Here is a 14,570-nt window from a genome sequence, read left to right as displayed (position 1 = left end):
TAAAAAAACCACCGGTTAAGGTGGTTCAGTTAAAGTTAAAAATCATGTCACTACTGGCAATGTGTCACATCGGCAATGAGGGTGAAGTGGTGCGTCTTTGAAGTAGCTGCCAGCCACAAAAGATTCATTGATAGGAATAATTTTTCCATCCAATTCCTGACATGCGTCACAGCAATCTGGTGCGGCCATCCATTCTTTTGACTCAACCCCAGCAGCTTTATAGGCAATCATGTTGCCCTGTACGTCTGCTATGGCTGTTTCAGTTCTTGCAATCATTTCCGCACGATCTTCACTAAATGCATGACTATTGCCAATTTCATCGGCTAATTTGTCATTACTCCAGCCTTCCTCTAATGCTTGTGTGATTGTAGCTCTCAGCATTTCCCGAGTTGATTCAGTGATACTAAATATTGGGCTTGGGTTTTCGACCAAAACGCCGTTACGCCAAATCATTCCGACTAGCTCAGCTGCTCGATCTTCGGCAAACTTAATTGCCTGCTCATTTGCCAGATTAAGCGCCTTTTTCTCAAGCTCTGCATTGATTTGGGTTAAAGCAACCTCTACCCCATCAACTGCCAATTGACTTGTTAAATCGCTAATCCATGCAGCTATACCAGACCAAGCACCAAAACTAAGCCCATCAAGAATATTACTGACATTATCCTTAATACTTTTCCCAAGTTGATCCTTTGCTGTCACAACCTGTATGGCTACATCCTTGGCTTGTTCCTGAAAGAACTGGTGAATCTGCTGCTTTAGTTGTTCCCGTACTTGCTCCACTTTTTCCCGTTCCCGATCGATTGGAGCTACATACTTTTTTGACTTTGCAAACTTCTCCTTTGCTTCATCAGTAGGCTTGCTTTCATCCACTTGCTGCGGCTGCAGCAATAATGTCGCTGGGTTCAATGAAGACCTTAATGCAGGATCCATAGGCTGCATGTTAAACCGCTCGGCCCTCACCTCATCAGGGTGCAGCACTTTTGCTTCAACATAGATTTTATCGATTTCCGCTTGCTCTTTTGGTTTAGCAGATTCTTCAGTATCCCATTTGAACTCTATATCTAAATAACCAAATACTTGCTGAATTATCCGATCCATCAAGGATTTTACCCAAAGCATTAACGGCGCTAATCCTTCGGCTAAAGCTGCTTCCTGTGCTGTTTGGGCCGTTGCTCGGTTCATCTCCTTCACAAAAGCCTGAGGGCTAATTGAAAAGGCAAAACAGACAATCCGAGCTATCCACTCGTCATACTCGTCTTTCATTGCCTTATCTTTAGTATCGAATGGCGTAACACCCTGAGGCACAAAACGTGTCTTCCGTCGTTCATGGATATTTCCAGAAAGTAACGAGTTCCAGTAATCCTCAAAGCGTTTAATCTGTTCAGGCGTCCATTCAGCGGGAACCTGAAAAATTAAGTCTGGTGTACTACCATCGGTATAAAATCCCAATTGATGAGCTTGACGGCGTAGAGCAATGTTAATTGTCGTGACAATCTGCTCAACTGGTGAGAATCCATATACCTTGTGTGTACGTGGATTACGTGGCAAATAAATCAACTCATCACGGGTGTAATTTACTGCTGGTAAGCCCTTTAAGATCTGTTGATATGCTGCCTCAGGCGGCAACGGTGTACGGCCATAAATGTCCAATACTCGTTTAATAGTTGCGCCGTCAATTGGTTCAACTGCATACACTTCACCGCCCCGTGTTCTGCGTGTATAAACTACAGGTGCATCTATAACCAATAGATCCTCAAGCAACATACGCAACCACGCATCCCAAGAGTGCTCCTTATCAGGAAATGCAAAGAAGTTTGTTAATTCCTCACAACGTGCATCATGTACAAGCGCTTCATCTGCATCAGTATTGGGTTTGTCTTTAAGACGAATAACCCAAGGAAGCTTGGCCATCTGATCTTTACGTGTCTCAATAATGATTCGTAAAAGATCATAGTTATCTGCAAACGCCCTTAAATGGTCATAAGTTAAAGCCTCACCCTGCCGAGGTCTGGAATTGACGTTGAAAGATGTTGCGTAATCAAATTGCCGCCCTGAGGTTTGTTCTTTTGGTGCCACTGGCTCCAAAGGTTGGGAAGGCCCAAACCAAGCGTTACCAATATTTGAAACACCATGAGCAAACATTTGCACCACATCAGCAGCAAGTGACGTTATTTTTCCATTAGATCTAGCCATGATTGCGCTGTATCCTGTTTAGATTGTGATTCTTCTGCAAGTCTTGCCTGTTCCTCCAGATGTTCTAATAAGCCCAAATTACCCTCGTTAAGCTCATTGAATGCATCGGAGCACCCGTCTATCTGGTCATCATGAGTACCGTTAGGGAAATTCCTTAATTCTTCAATTAAGTCATCGTTCCAAGCCCCACGTAACATACGCACATTTCCGATATTTACTTGAGCTGCAAAAGGCTGTGCTCTTGTTGCCTTATCGCCCGAAACAGGTTTAGCAACAACGGAATAACCTGATAGTTTTTTAACAAAACTTTTAGCTTGTGACTTGCCTGCCTGACCGGGGTCTTGCGGCAATCTGATTTTGATATTCACCCCATCACGGGATGCAGTATTTTTAATGGTTGTCTCCACCTCATCAGGTCCAAACTGACCACGGACCATATCAGCGATGTACCAATAACCATCTCCACCATCAAAGATTTTAGGACCTGCGGTATAGTCTCCACCATCAGCAGTAGCGCCTAGATCCCATGCTCGACAACCTTGTTTTGTTGTTGCCGGCAATGCATCAACAACACTAATCATGTGCGGCTTAAAGAAACCACCCGCAGGTGGTGCCGGTAATTGTCGATATTGGCCAGCAAAGACATACGGCGCGGCCTGCTCCATTATCTTAAGTCGCTCTATTGAGTGCTTAGCTGGCCATAATGCTGAACCATCAGGCTGAATAGCAGATAAACAAAGGTGCTCCCATACATCACCGTTACCACCAGCAACCGGTACGCCGTCTTTTCTCTTACCTAATAACCACCCGGCCAAATCATCCTCATGCAGACGCTGCATAATGACAATAATCGGGGTATCTGGTGAGTTTGTACGAGACTCAAGGGTATTTTGAAACCATTCAATAACACCTTCGCGGATTGTTTTAGATGATGCCTCATGTGCTTTGTGTGGGTCATCGATAATGATGCACCCGCCAAAGCCTTCTCGCATCTTCCCCGCACCGAAGCCGGTGATGGTACCGCCAGTACCAGTGGCATAGCAGACACCATTTTTAGATGTACGCCAAAAGTCTTTGGCTTTACTATCCTCGCGTAATGCTAAATCTGGAAAAACCTTTTTATAAGCTTCCTCTTGTACAAGGCCCCTGATTTGGAATGCATTATTAGCGGCCAGCATTGCCGAATAACTGATGTGAATAAACTCAGAATCAGGCTTTTTGCCGAAACACCAAGCCATAAAATTAATTACAGCAATTTCTGTTTTAGAGTAGCGAGGTGGAACATTAATAATTAACCGCTTAGTCTCCCCGTTATAGACTTTCATTAAAGCCTTACAGATTTCTAAGTGGTGCCAGTTTTGCAACCATTTGTACCCACGGCGCTCTTTAAACATGTACCTAGTAAAAAAATATAAGTCTTCTTGCGCCTCAATTTGAATTGCTTCATCCCGAGCCGCATTAGTACTCATCTAGTACTTCCCTCCTCGCCTTAAGAAACTCTTCTTTTGTAATCGCTGACTGGACCGTTTCAACTGGCCCGCCGTCCTTACCTGTAATTTCTTGACGATTGGTAAATTGCCCGCCAATGTCTTGAGCTGCCTGTTTGAGGATATTCATACCCGTTTTTAGATTTCGTGTTCGTTCCAAAAACTTTTGGTACTGCCTCAAACGGTAGTACTTATTTGCAATCGGAATGTCCACCAAGCCGGCATCAAAATCTTTTCTAGTTTTCTCAAAAAGCTCCTTGAATTTTGGGCTTAAATTGCGGCCTTGATATTTCGTTGGGTCATATGCTTGGCACTGGCTTCGGGTAATAACTACATCAAATTCTTGTTTGACGCTCTCCACTACATCTTGAGGGGTATCACGGCAAGCAAGAGACTGAACAATAAAGATTTTTACAGGCTCTTTTAGTGCTGCCATAAATTCAACTCCGTACAACTACGTACAACAAACAAGGCAAAAAAAAGAGCCCTAAGGCTCAATTAATTACACAGTTACCGCAGCATTTTGAAATATCCCGCTCTGATACAAACGGCGGGTTTTTCGCAACTTCAACAAGACGCTTGACGCTTTCACTTGCGCCCCAGCGTTTCACAACACCGATGAACTCTTCAACGTCATGGCCAGCTAAATAATGTTTAGGTAGGCCAGTATGATCACTATAGATAATTTCCCCATCATCATCTTTTAATACGCCGATGTGATAGAGCTCATGTTCTAACAATGCACAAAATTCATTGTCGTTAGCTTCATCACAAAATGAAGCATCGATAGTAATTAAATATGTTGGAACAAAACCAAACCAATCCCGCATTTGCTGCTCTTGGCGGGCTTTGCGCCAGCCTCCGACATTAAACATGACCTTTTCACATTGGCCCAGTACAGCAGACTGTTTGCTCTTATATGCAGAAGACGCCCATGCAAATGCTAAAAACTCATCACTATCATGCAGCAGCTCTGCTATGTGGTCATGGTCAGGATTATGAAGTGGCCCACCAATAGTTAAAAAATTCTTTACCACCCATTCTTTAAGATCTTGTGCCGGTGCTAAGCGTAAAGCTTCTTCAGCTTCTGCCTGTTCAAGTAAGTCAATTGGTGGAAATGGTCGGATCTGTTCCATTTTCTAAACTCTCTAATTTGGCTGTAATCCAATTAATTACATGACCTGACAAAACTGAGTCTGGATGAAACCGCTCAATCTTATATCCCAATTCTTCAACCTGATCATATCGATCAAGACTCCAAGCCTTATTTGATAGCTTACCGCTACGGCCACCAGACCAAGGGCCACCCGCTATTTCAATAAGCAAGCGCAATTTCACAATATGAAAATCAAAACGCCAATTTTTGGTATGTATTGGTTGAAACTTGCTTTCAAAACCAATTGCCAGATCCGTTAATTCTTCTTGTAGTGTTGCTTCAGCTTCTAAATATTTTTGAGTAGCCTTAGGCAAAGGTCTAGTTTTCGGTTTAGCCTTAGGCTCCTTTTTGCCGGTCAGCTTAAAATATTTATCAGGATCCATTTAAGGCATCCTCTATATTTTTAATACTTTCCTTGAACCGGATAATAATTTTATCAATGGTCATTAGCTCTTCAATGCTTAATCCCTGTCTTGCAAGGCTTTGGTATTTACCGAGTTCAGTACGACAGAACTCTAAAGATTTTTTTGCTTCAACTTTGTCTGTCATAAATCCACCAGAAAATAAAAGGCCCCGCCAATAATCGATATTTAGCGGGGCCATACCGCTGCACAATGCAGCAAAAAGGCGCAATCTCAGCGCCCCCAAAATAAAATACAGGCTTTTTGAAGTTCTTTTAACTTTCCTTCAAATTAGCTAGCTCTTCAGCATTAAAATTCATCCCACAACTCACACATCTATGCATGTATCCCCAATGGTATCCCATAGCCTCAGCAAGACTTATTGGGGCAATTTCTTTATGCCTACAAGGGCCTTCATTAGGCAATTCAATAACTAATGTTTTGCCAGTAATTGTTTTAAATTCTCTTGAAGTCATGGAATATCCTTTCAATTTTTATTAAAACTTCTTACCCAATCATATCAAATTTAATATCTATTCTGCATTGGCTCTTATATTCCAGATCTTAACGGCGAGATTTACGACCTCACGTTCGTTTTCCCAATCAACATAAATTCTTTCATCACTTAATGGGTGATCGGGCCAAGTGGTTACATGTGTAGATGGACTTTGCGAACCACATTCATGACAAAAAGCGCGAGCTGACCAAATCACTCCATGTTCTTTTAAATCATGAGAATCTGAATCTACTGCTAAACCATGAGTACATCCACAGAATGGACAGGGCAACCCTTCAACATCTGGGCGCATATTATTGTCTTGGTCAGCATGCCATGTATTACCCATGCCCTATACTCCTGATATGGATGCAGTGATTTGAATTGTAGCTTGCTGGCCTACTGCACGAACTAAAGCCATGATGCCTGTTTGAATATCAGTTTTCCCAATCGCTGCCCAGCGCAATGGCTCAGCTTCTTCAAAACGTCGATATTCACGACATTCATCCGTATTGCCGTTATAAACATTATAAGGACGACCTTCGTACTCATGCCCTTCAATAGATCGACGTGCGTTAGCTAATTTAACTTCTGCATCAGTATCAAGACGTCCAGCCAATTCAGCTTGAAGCGCAAGTAATTCCGCACCTTTCTCTTTAATGCGGTTCATTAAATCAATTTCTTCTTTACTTAGGTCACGATAACCTTTGATCTTTTGATGTTGGTTGTGCATTTCTTTGCTCACTTTTCTATAGGCAATAAAAAAGCCCGCAAATAAATGCAGGCTTAATTTAAAGTTGGTCAGATGCTTACAGCTACGACCAGTATAGAAAAATATACCCGTAATTTTGGGACTATGCAATCATAAATCATATTCTTCTGAAGCATGACGAAAAAAACCACGTAAATGTGAATCAAGGTCTATACGCCATTTCCCTAGCACATCAATAGCAAATTTTTCATACTGTTCATAAGTACGGATATAGGCTTTACGATCAATAGTTAAATTTGAAAGCCGGTATCTCTCGGATTGATTGTAGGCATTTTCTTTTTTGCCTTCGCATTTACTGCAATCAATATGTTTCAGCTCAAGTTTTGAATATACAAAACCCTTACCATTGCACTTAGTGCACAACCCACGTTTAAACAGAAATTGAATTAATGCAGATCTGGCCACACCTTTAGCGGCTTCTTTGGTAGTGATCTGCTTTGTTTTAAAACCGTCCTTTTGAAACTTCAAACGTATTTCACTGGTAAGTAAATTATGCAATAAAACAAAATGTCGATCTGACGGCGTAATTGAACGCACCAAAGCCCACAACAATGCATATTGTTCTGCTGCCATATCCTGCATCATTAAAGCGGCTGAATTTGCTTTACTTCCATAAGTCGGTGCGCCCCCTACACTGTCCTTAAATCCATCCATAGTTTTTTGTGCCAAGTCTAGCAATGTGAAATCTACTCTCGGATTGCTCGGTGAAAAAAGTAATCGATGTAAATCATGTGCTACTCTTAATTCATTATGCTTTTCCATTTAGACCTCTTTTACATCGATATTGTGTACAGTTTTCATCAAGTGTTTTTTATTGCGATAACTCGGCAGTTTTCTTGTAGCTACTGATTTCACATCTTCCACAACGTAAACACCCAAAGCGGTGAAATACGTAAAATCAGCAAAGTAACGTAATGCGGGCTTAACTCTCTTTTCCCCCTCAATTTTGGTTCTTGGTGCTAACTCAAATTTTGTATGGTGCCGCAAGTCTTTAATCTCTCCCCTTTGCTGCATGGCTTTAAGCTCTATGTAGCGCTTAAATTCCTTATTACTGTCAAAAGTCATCCCATCCAATTTGATTTTTGATGCATTAAACTTATTTCGCTTTTGTTTAGGTTTATCCCCCTCTCGGTTTTTTTTAACTTTTGCACGGTAATCAACAAGGCTCATCGATGTCATTACTTAGCCCCACTACAGAAACTTAATTAAAACTTTTAGAGCTAAAGCAAAAAATACAAAAACAACCAAAGCGATCACCCTTAAGAAAACAACTTTTAATTTGCCATTCTTGATATTAAACAAGGTGCGCTTTTTCCCTCTGGCGCTTTCATTGTGGTATTCAACGGAATGTTTAAGCATTACAGTAGGCGCCAAGAAATAAGCCATAGACTTAATAAAACCGATGAGGATTAAGGCGATTACGCCTAAAAGAATTACTTTTTCAATCATGGGCTAATCCCCCTTTACCCAATTCATGTACAGTTGAAACTAAGCCTCTATGTTTCAAATCTTGCTGTAATTTCCTGATCTGCCCTTCTTGCTCAAAGTTCTTTTGCTCTAAACGGGTGTAGTTGCGCTGCATGTAGAGGATCTGCTCAGGATCCTGTAAACGTGCTAAGGCCATCGTTAAAAGATTCATCTCGTTTTGGATGTTTCGTACTTCAAAAGCTAAAGTCTTAAAGTTCTCTTCTACTTTCCCATGATCGAAATGACTTTTATTTTTCTTTGACCATTGGCAGAAATATTTAATTTTGGGCGCTGATAAAACCCCAGCAATTACTTTACAAGTGCCTTTTTCACTTACGTAAATTAGGCCCCATTTAGCTGGTAGCTCTTCTGGCTTAATTAATCCAGTTGGGCAAATGTAATATCGGTATTTGCCCATACCCATTTCAGGATTTAAACGATGTGGTTTACAGCGGTCCGCTAAGAAATCTGACCGGCTTGTTTTAGCTTCAAGTAAGAACGTTCCAAGTCCGTGCGAATGGATACCGTGACGTACACCGAAAACATCAGGGTTCTCGCCATAGCATGAAGCCTCAATAATGGTGAAATGACAGCCATGACCGTTTGCTGACTCAGGACGTTTTAAAAACTTGGCACCAATTTCACAAAGCTGACGATGCGTTAATTTGCTCATTGGCTTATCTCCACTTTCATACCTTCAAACTCTTGGTCTATTACAGACATTCCACGTGTAACAGCTGCTTGTGAAGGTAATTTTTTAAAGTCAATTTCATTTACTTCATGGCAGTGCTTGCACATAAATTTGTTTTTATTTTGAAGTTTTGCCTGAATTACTCTTACCTCCGCTAACATCCGGTTATTGCGCTGAGTAACTTGATTTAGATCTTTTAAATATTTTGCTATCCATAAAACAGGGTTTAATTTCGTATTGCAGTCAGTGCATAAAACTTCACTGTCTTCTTCAGAAATTTGGATATGGCCATGATCACATTCACTAATTTCACGCTTGAGTGTGAATTGAATAACCTGCTTGTCTTTATCAACCTGAATAGTTTGCACATCTTGAAAATGACTCATTTTTCACCATCCTTAAGCACTGGCTCTACATATTCAGGACGTTTCTCAAGTGAGTCTTTCCAATCACCTCTGAAGGGGTTTTGGCGTTTCGTTAAGTTAAAAAACGCTGAAAGATGTGATTGATTTCTCCAAGCATTACCAACAATATGAGGCTCAACCAACCAACCACATGCCATCCCATCCTCATCTGTGGCCATAAATTTGACGTGTGCAGGAATTACAGACCAATCATATTTTTGCTCCAAACAATGTTTGATAGCATCTTCAAGTAAGCGAAATTGTTTTTCTGCTACCCCATCTAATAGAACAACCCAATCAAGATATTGGTTCATTCGAATACTGCGATTACCAATTTTTAACCAGTCGCCCTCAACAGTAACTTCTGCTTTAATCATTGTTTCACCTCATCATGTTCTTTACGTGCCAACCACCACAAAACCACCGCACCGCTAATAGCTGCGGTAAAACATGAAATGAGTAACCCCCACGCTAAAATCTCGAATTTATTCATGCTGCTGCTCCTTTGCCTTGTTGAAATCCAACTTGAATGAGGTAAGGCATCCATTTTTGCTGTTGTGCAGGATCTGCGAGTTTTACTGCGATCCGTGCTGCAAGTTGTTCATAGCTCTCGTTACCTTCGGCATACTTGCTAGAAAACTCAGGATGTTTAGAAAGCTTGTCAGCGAAGACAGCAATCTGCTTTTGACTTAAACCGGTTGAATTGTTTTGTTCACCAGAAAATGACTTAGCCGGTTGTGATGCTTTTTGACGGCGTTCGTATTTAGCTTTTGCATTCAGCAACCAATCAGCAAAATGGAAAATCAAAAGATCATCACAAAGATTCTTTGATGCATTGTTGAGTTCAAATGCTCTTAATTCACGGTGGTACCATGACTCCATTACGAGTTGATCAAAATCTACAGACTTGTCAGAAAGTAAAATTTCTTCACGAAGTTTTTTAAAACAAAGCCAAGTTTTTTTATTTTTAGATTCATCTGAAAGATTACTTGATAGATTCCGTGTACCAACGTTGGTACTGTTTACTGGAAATGTTGGTACTGTTTGCTGGAAATGTTGGTACTGTTCCAATGTTGGTACTGTTTCAAAATCTTCCCCTTGTGTATCAAGGCTTTCTGAGCCTAACTGTTCCAACGTTGGTACTGTATTTTCTCGACCTTGTACACCAATTAAACGATAGACAATTACCTGCTTTGTTCTGCCTTTTCTTTCACCAGTATCGAAAATTAATCCCTCAGAACAGAGCTCATCCAGAATCTTAAAAAGGGTTTTTTTATTAATCTGACAGTCATCAGCCAAACGTGTTGAACTCGGATAACAGCAATGTTGCTCATCCGCACGATCAGCCATTGAAAGCAGCACTAATTTTTTTAGAGCTGGAGACGAACCACCCTTAGCTTGAGTGAATTTCTTTTTCCAAGCCCACACAGTAGCGTCTAAGCTCATTTATCCCCCTCTTCATTCGCCTGAATGAATGAGCCCAAATAGCGGATCCGCTTAGCTCTATAAAGACTCGATATAATTACGCCAGCATGGTAGAGATTTATGCCATGCACTCCGTACTCATCCACCAGACCTTGCATAAACTCATCACGCGTTACTGCCGCTTGATTTACGTCATGGTTTCGTTTTTTTAAGTTCGCTTTGCGTCCTTCCAACAAATCCGACAAAGTTTTTAAAGCTGGTTCATGCCACGACTGGTAACTTTGCTGACGTTTCTGCTCTTGCAGATTGCCTTTAGCTGTTTGGTTTGCTAAATTAGTTTGCATATTCATTGACCCTTGAAATTAATGAATCACCTAAAAGCTTGATTTCGCAGATCAAGCTTTTTCTTTTTGTGATTTTGAAATGTAGATTGCTGCTTCTGATTTAAGTGCTTCACGCAACTGGTGAATGTGGTTTTCCATTTCTTCTAAGATTTCTTCTGTATCTGCTAATTCCGCAGGTGTAACAACTCCATCCTCTAAAACTTTGTGGACCTGTTGATTGGTTTGGCCATTGTTAATATTTATATGTAGCAAGGTTTCAACAATGCTGACTTCATGGCCTTTCTCATCCACTTGATTAGCTGGCACTAGAACATAACCAAGCATGTGTGCCCATGCCTTAACTAAAGCTGGGTTGCGTGTAAACTGAATCATTGCCTCAAGCTTCTTAATACTTGGTAAATGGCTTTCCATATTTGGGTTTGCGTAATTAAGTACGCTCTTGTAAGAGTCACCAAGTACGTTTGCAATTTCTTGCGGCGTAACTCCTTGTGACTGGTGAATCATCTTGTAAATTGCTGTTTTAGCCTCTGGGCTTAAGTTGATTTCACTCATATGTGAATCCCTCTTTAAATTTCACGTATACGCACGTTTGCTAATTTGTGAGAATTAGCTCACGGATTGGTTTTGCTTCTTAAGGTTCTTGCGAACATATTCCCAGTTAATATCTGGTCGTAATTGTTCTGCCTTAACTTGACCCTGAGTAATTTCCTCAATTTTCAAACAGCGATCTTCTGGAATTTTCTCAGGATTCCATTTGCTAGCAGCCCAAGGTGTAACCCCTATTTTTCGAGCTAAAGCTGAGATGCTCCCTGCAAAAGTCACAGCGTTATTAAATGCTTCATGTGGAGTAGTCATAAATGACACCAAAAAACCTACTTAAAGTAGAAAGAAATATACTACCAAAAATAGAATTGGTGCAACTAAAAATTGATAGTAAAATTCTACCCACAGTAGAAAAGAAGCCTATTTTGATGGATGACGCTAAATACAAAGACTTTGCGGACCGACTCAACGCATTGATGAAGGCAAAAGACTCTCCAATTAAAACTATCAATGAGTTAAAAAATGCTATTGGTGTTTCTTATGAGATGGCTCGTAGATATACACTCGGTTCTGCTAAACCAAGAATTGAAAAGCTACAAACATTGGCTGATATTTTTGGAGTGGAAATTAGTTACTTAGACCATGGCACTAAGTTAGACAATAATATTGATTTATCAGATAAAGTTGGTTTCGAAGGACGCAGGGTTCCAGTAATCTCTTGGGTTGCGGCTGGTTCATTTACACCGATTGAGACAGTTTTGAAAGATACGGAAATTGAAGAATATTTACCGCCAAATAAAAGATGCGGGAAAAATGGATATGCTTTAAAAGTAGTAGGATATTCTATGGCTCCAACCTTTCTACCGGGTGATAGAATATATGTGAATCCAGACATTCAAACATTTGATCTTAAAACAGATGATCTTGTAATTGTAGCTTGCGCTGGCGATTCAGAGGCGACTTTTAAAAAGCTTATCATTGAGGGCGAAGGAACAAGTAAATTCTTGGAACCATTGAACCCAGACTGGCCTGATAAAATTATTAAACTTTCCGAAGATTGCCGCCTTGTTGGAAAAGTGGTTGGCTTGTACCGAGATATTTATTGAATTTCAGCTTATTTTCTTTGAAACCAATTATTAATTTTTTACTTTAAACCCACTTTTTGTGGGTTTTTTATTATTTAAAACTAATAATATACAACTTTAAGTAGGAAATAATCCCTACTATGTATTGACTTAATTTCTACTTAAAGTAGTATTTGTCTCGTAGACAACAAAAAAGCACACCGAACCTCCTACCTCTCGATGTGCTTTTGCAAACTGCGAGATCAATTATGAACGTAAAAGTAAACTCATTCAACTCATTTGCATTTGTCAGCATGGCTGCTCTTGCAATCTCTGGTGGTTCTTTAGTTGCTTGCCAATTGCAGCCAGCTTTCCAAACAAAAGAAGCTCCTTCTCTATTTACTCCAAAAACGCAACCAAGTACTTACAGGGTTTTAACCGCAAAAATCACAGGTAAACATTCTGGCGTTGCTGTAATTAAATTAGATAGCTTCCGTTTAAACGTTAGCTTTGATTTTGAAGCTCATCCAGACAGCTACGGCGTTCCGGGTTCTGAATTCACTGCTGTTGAAATTACTCAACTCACAGTAAATGAAATTACTGATGTTAATGGTAAGTCATATAACGATTTCACCGAATTTGAAGACATCCGAAACATCAATGGCCTTCTAAAAGGCTTCATCGAACGTAACAAGTTGGTGGAGGCTTAAAGATGACTAATTTCAAAAAACACCCTGACGGCTACAAGTCATTTTTAGGCCGTGATGATAAAGGGCCGTATTCAGTTCGTATTGGCTGGCAAGTGTACGCATCTAATGCTAATGGCTCAGTTCTTTACAAAGTTAAAGACGGAGTTAAGACGCCTTTAAATGTGTTTAGGTTCCAAACTTCTTATCCAAAAGTTTGGAATGAACTCACCCAAGAAATCGATTTTCAGCGCAGAAAGCAGCTCGCTATAAAACTGCGTGAAACAAATATCCCTACTTATGACCGCAAAGCTTACAAGCAAAAACGCGGCTTCACCGGCTCTAGATGAGGATAAGAAAAATGACAACTGAAAACTCAAAAGACAACTTACATATCTGGAATGCAGTTAAGCAAACGCCTACCAATTTTCTTAAAAAAATTGAGTTTGGTTATTTAAAAGGTAAATCAGATATTAACCCTCAATGGCGATTAATGGCTATGACTCAGGCCTTTGGACCTGTTGGTCATGGCTGGACTTATAGACATGTGCGTTTGTGGTCCGAAACTGCGCCAGATGGAACCATTATGGCTTTTGCTGAAGTAGCAGTAAAAACCAAGATTGATGGTGTTTGGGGTGAGGAATTTTTCGGCAACGGCGGTTCAGCAATTGTTGAAGTTCAAAAGGGCAAATTAGTAGCGATTGATGAAGGTTATAAAAAGGCCGTTACTGATGCTCTTGGTGTAGCGTTTAAAGCTATTGGTGTGGCAGCTGATGTCTACCTCGGTAATTTTGATGGAAGTAAATATCTATACAACTATGACTATGCCTATCTAGAGCAAAATGCCTCTACCCCAGCAGGTCAAAATACAAATCAAAATAATCAGACAATCGCTCAGGGTGGTAACCAGAAGCCGCCTCGTACTCAGGACCAACTATATCAAGATGCATTAAAAGCAATTAAAGATGCACCAGACACCAACATCTTAAATGCTGCGATTAAGAAGTTTAAAGGTACTACGTATGAGGCGGGTATCAATAGAGCATGCCAAGCACGTGCCGATCAGATGGGTTGGGCACCTAAAAACAATCCTCAGCAAGTTCAGCAACAACAGTCGTTACATCACTAAAAGGAGAGCTATTTATGTCTAACTTACTAACTGCAGCTGAAGCATTTGCAGCTCTTCAAAACGGTAAAACTGTTCTATGTCGTCCAGCCGGAGACATGTTGGACTTTGCCGATTTAGATCAATTCCCCGCTTCTGTTTTTGGCAAACCGGGTTTTGAATTCTGCATCAAAATCGAAACTATTGAACTGGCTGGCATTACATTCACAAAGCCATTAACTATTGATGAGTATGAAGAGGGTCAGGAAGTTTATGTAATCAGTACATATTCACCTACGGTTTATGTTTTAGATTTCAAAACTAACGCATTAATTG

General features: G+C 40.4%; 24 protein-coding genes and 1 pseudogene. 5 read left to right on the top strand and 20 right to left on the bottom strand.

The window, feature by feature from the left end; genetic code table 11:
* Positions 1 to 42: 42 nt before the first annotated feature.
* The 20 genes from NQ782_RS00125 to NQ782_RS00030 form a co-directional block, all read right to left on the bottom strand.
* Positions 43 to 2,193, bottom strand: a complete 2,151-nt coding sequence (locus tag NQ782_RS00125) for a phage portal protein (RefSeq protein WP_267581150.1) — start codon at positions 2,191 to 2,193, stop codon at positions 43 to 45.
* Positions 2,169 to 3,662, bottom strand: a complete 1,494-nt coding sequence (gene terL / locus NQ782_RS00120; RefSeq protein WP_002120468.1) for a phage terminase large subunit — start codon at positions 3,660 to 3,662, stop codon at positions 2,169 to 2,171. Before terL ends, NQ782_RS00125 begins: the two co-directional genes overlap by 25 nt.
* Positions 3,652 to 4,116, bottom strand: a complete 465-nt coding sequence (locus tag NQ782_RS00115) for a DUF2280 domain-containing protein (RefSeq protein WP_019767562.1) — start codon at positions 4,114 to 4,116, stop codon at positions 3,652 to 3,654. The genes terL and NQ782_RS00115 overlap by 11 nt, the downstream gene beginning before the upstream one ends.
* A gap of 58 nt (positions 4,117 to 4,174) precedes the next feature.
* Positions 4,175 to 4,816 carry a putative metallopeptidase gene (locus tag NQ782_RS00110; protein ID WP_125268246.1) on the bottom strand — a complete coding sequence of 214 codons (642 nt, stop codon included), beginning with the start codon at positions 4,814 to 4,816 and terminating at the stop codon, positions 4,175 to 4,177.
* Positions 4,785 to 5,219 carry a hypothetical protein gene (locus tag NQ782_RS00105; RefSeq protein WP_125268247.1) on the bottom strand — a complete coding sequence of 145 codons (435 nt, stop codon included), beginning with the start codon at positions 5,217 to 5,219 and terminating at the stop codon, positions 4,785 to 4,787. Before NQ782_RS00105 ends, NQ782_RS00110 begins: the two co-directional genes overlap by 32 nt.
* Positions 5,209 to 5,469 (bottom strand): hypothetical protein, encoded by a 261-nt coding sequence (locus NQ782_RS00100; protein ID WP_125268248.1) that lies wholly within the window; start codon positions 5,467 to 5,469, stop codon positions 5,209 to 5,211. Before NQ782_RS00100 ends, NQ782_RS00105 begins: the two co-directional genes overlap by 11 nt.
* A 43-nt stretch (positions 5,470 to 5,512) precedes the next feature.
* Entirely contained in the window at positions 5,513 to 5,713 is a 201-nt protein-coding gene (locus tag NQ782_RS00095) for a hypothetical protein (protein ID WP_125268249.1), read from the bottom strand.
* A gap of 57 nt (positions 5,714 to 5,770) precedes the next feature.
* Positions 5,771 to 6,082 (bottom strand): hypothetical protein, encoded by a 312-nt coding sequence (locus tag NQ782_RS00090; RefSeq protein WP_125268250.1) that lies wholly within the window; start codon positions 6,080 to 6,082, stop codon positions 5,771 to 5,773.
* A 3-nt stretch (positions 6,083 to 6,085) separates the two neighbouring features.
* Positions 6,086 to 6,466 carry a hypothetical protein gene (locus tag NQ782_RS00085; protein ID WP_267581175.1) on the bottom strand — a complete coding sequence of 127 codons (381 nt, stop codon included), beginning with the start codon at positions 6,464 to 6,466 and terminating at the stop codon, positions 6,086 to 6,088.
* Between the two features lie 129 nt (positions 6,467 to 6,595).
* Positions 6,596 to 7,267 (bottom strand): hypothetical protein, encoded by a 672-nt coding sequence (locus NQ782_RS00080; protein WP_267581146.1) that lies wholly within the window; start codon positions 7,265 to 7,267, stop codon positions 6,596 to 6,598.
* Complete coding sequence (locus NQ782_RS00075; protein ID WP_267581145.1) at positions 7,268 to 7,684, bottom strand: DUF1064 domain-containing protein; 417 nt, start codon at positions 7,682 to 7,684, stop codon at positions 7,268 to 7,270. It abuts the gene before it with no gap.
* Positions 7,685 to 7,696: 12 nt separating this feature from the next.
* On the bottom strand, positions 7,697 to 7,954 hold the full coding sequence (locus NQ782_RS00070; RefSeq protein ID WP_267581144.1) for a hypothetical protein: 258 nt from the start codon (positions 7,952 to 7,954) through the stop codon (positions 7,697 to 7,699).
* On the bottom strand, positions 7,947 to 8,645 hold the full coding sequence (locus tag NQ782_RS00065; RefSeq protein WP_267581143.1) for an adenylosuccinate synthase: 699 nt from the start codon (positions 8,643 to 8,645) through the stop codon (positions 7,947 to 7,949). The genes NQ782_RS00070 and NQ782_RS00065 overlap by 8 nt, the downstream gene beginning before the upstream one ends.
* Positions 8,642 to 9,049 carry a hypothetical protein gene (locus NQ782_RS00060; RefSeq protein WP_267581142.1) on the bottom strand — a complete coding sequence of 136 codons (408 nt, stop codon included), beginning with the start codon at positions 9,047 to 9,049 and terminating at the stop codon, positions 8,642 to 8,644. The genes NQ782_RS00065 and NQ782_RS00060 overlap by 4 nt, the downstream gene beginning before the upstream one ends.
* The gene (locus NQ782_RS00055) at positions 9,046 to 9,444 is read right to left on the bottom strand and encodes a hypothetical protein (RefSeq protein WP_086335803.1); all 399 of its coding nucleotides are present in this window, start codon (positions 9,442 to 9,444) and stop codon (positions 9,046 to 9,048) included. Before NQ782_RS00055 ends, NQ782_RS00060 begins: the two co-directional genes overlap by 4 nt.
* On the bottom strand, positions 9,441 to 9,560 hold the full coding sequence (locus NQ782_RS00050; protein WP_139844218.1) for a putative phage replication protein: 120 nt from the start codon (positions 9,558 to 9,560) through the stop codon (positions 9,441 to 9,443). The genes NQ782_RS00055 and NQ782_RS00050 overlap by 4 nt, the downstream gene beginning before the upstream one ends.
* Positions 9,557 to 10,513: a helix-turn-helix domain-containing protein gene (locus NQ782_RS00045; RefSeq protein ID WP_267581140.1), complete on the bottom strand. Its 957-nt coding sequence runs from the start codon at positions 10,511 to 10,513 to the stop codon at positions 9,557 to 9,559. Before NQ782_RS00045 ends, NQ782_RS00050 begins: the two co-directional genes overlap by 4 nt.
* The gene (locus NQ782_RS00040; RefSeq protein ID WP_032050713.1) at positions 10,510 to 10,836 is read right to left on the bottom strand and encodes a hypothetical protein; all 327 of its coding nucleotides are present in this window, start codon (positions 10,834 to 10,836) and stop codon (positions 10,510 to 10,512) included. Before NQ782_RS00040 ends, NQ782_RS00045 begins: the two co-directional genes overlap by 4 nt.
* 51 nt (positions 10,837 to 10,887) lie before the next feature.
* Positions 10,888 to 11,388: a phage regulatory CII family protein gene (locus NQ782_RS00035; RefSeq protein WP_267581138.1), complete on the bottom strand. Its 501-nt coding sequence runs from the start codon at positions 11,386 to 11,388 to the stop codon at positions 10,888 to 10,890.
* Between the two features lie 54 nt (positions 11,389 to 11,442).
* Positions 11,443 to 11,691, bottom strand: a complete 249-nt coding sequence (locus NQ782_RS00030) for a Cro/CI family transcriptional regulator (RefSeq protein ID WP_000210973.1) — start codon at positions 11,689 to 11,691, stop codon at positions 11,443 to 11,445.
* A gap of 2 nt (positions 11,692 to 11,693) precedes the next feature.
* Here NQ782_RS00030 and NQ782_RS00025 point away from each other — a divergent pair, with 2 nt between their 5' ends.
* From NQ782_RS00025 to NQ782_RS00005, 5 genes and pseudogenes are all read left to right on the top strand, one after another.
* Positions 11,694 to 12,485: a LexA family transcriptional regulator gene (locus NQ782_RS00025; RefSeq protein ID WP_031946637.1), complete on the top strand. Its 792-nt coding sequence runs from the start codon at positions 11,694 to 11,696 to the stop codon at positions 12,483 to 12,485.
* A 227-nt stretch (positions 12,486 to 12,712) separates the two neighbouring features.
* A complete protein-coding gene (locus NQ782_RS00020; RefSeq protein ID WP_267581137.1) occupies positions 12,713 to 13,153 on the top strand; it encodes a hypothetical protein in 441 nt (146 codons plus the stop codon).
* A 2-nt stretch (positions 13,154 to 13,155) separates the two neighbouring features.
* A complete protein-coding gene (locus NQ782_RS00015; protein WP_267581135.1) occupies positions 13,156 to 13,479 on the top strand; it encodes a hypothetical protein in 324 nt (107 codons plus the stop codon).
* An 11-nt stretch (positions 13,480 to 13,490) separates the two neighbouring features.
* Entirely contained in the window at positions 13,491 to 14,258 is a 768-nt protein-coding gene (locus NQ782_RS00010; RefSeq protein ID WP_000206152.1) for a hypothetical protein, read from the top strand.
* 14 nt (positions 14,259 to 14,272) lie between these two features.
* Positions 14,273 to 14,570, top strand: a pseudogene (locus tag NQ782_RS00005) (hypothetical protein); the annotation flags it as partial.

The organism is Acinetobacter sp. BD54 (assembly GCF_044778325.1).
Lineage (GTDB): Bacteria > Pseudomonadota > Gammaproteobacteria > Pseudomonadales > Moraxellaceae > Acinetobacter > Acinetobacter baumannii.
This window is presented reverse-complemented; position numbering and strand designations above follow the sequence as displayed.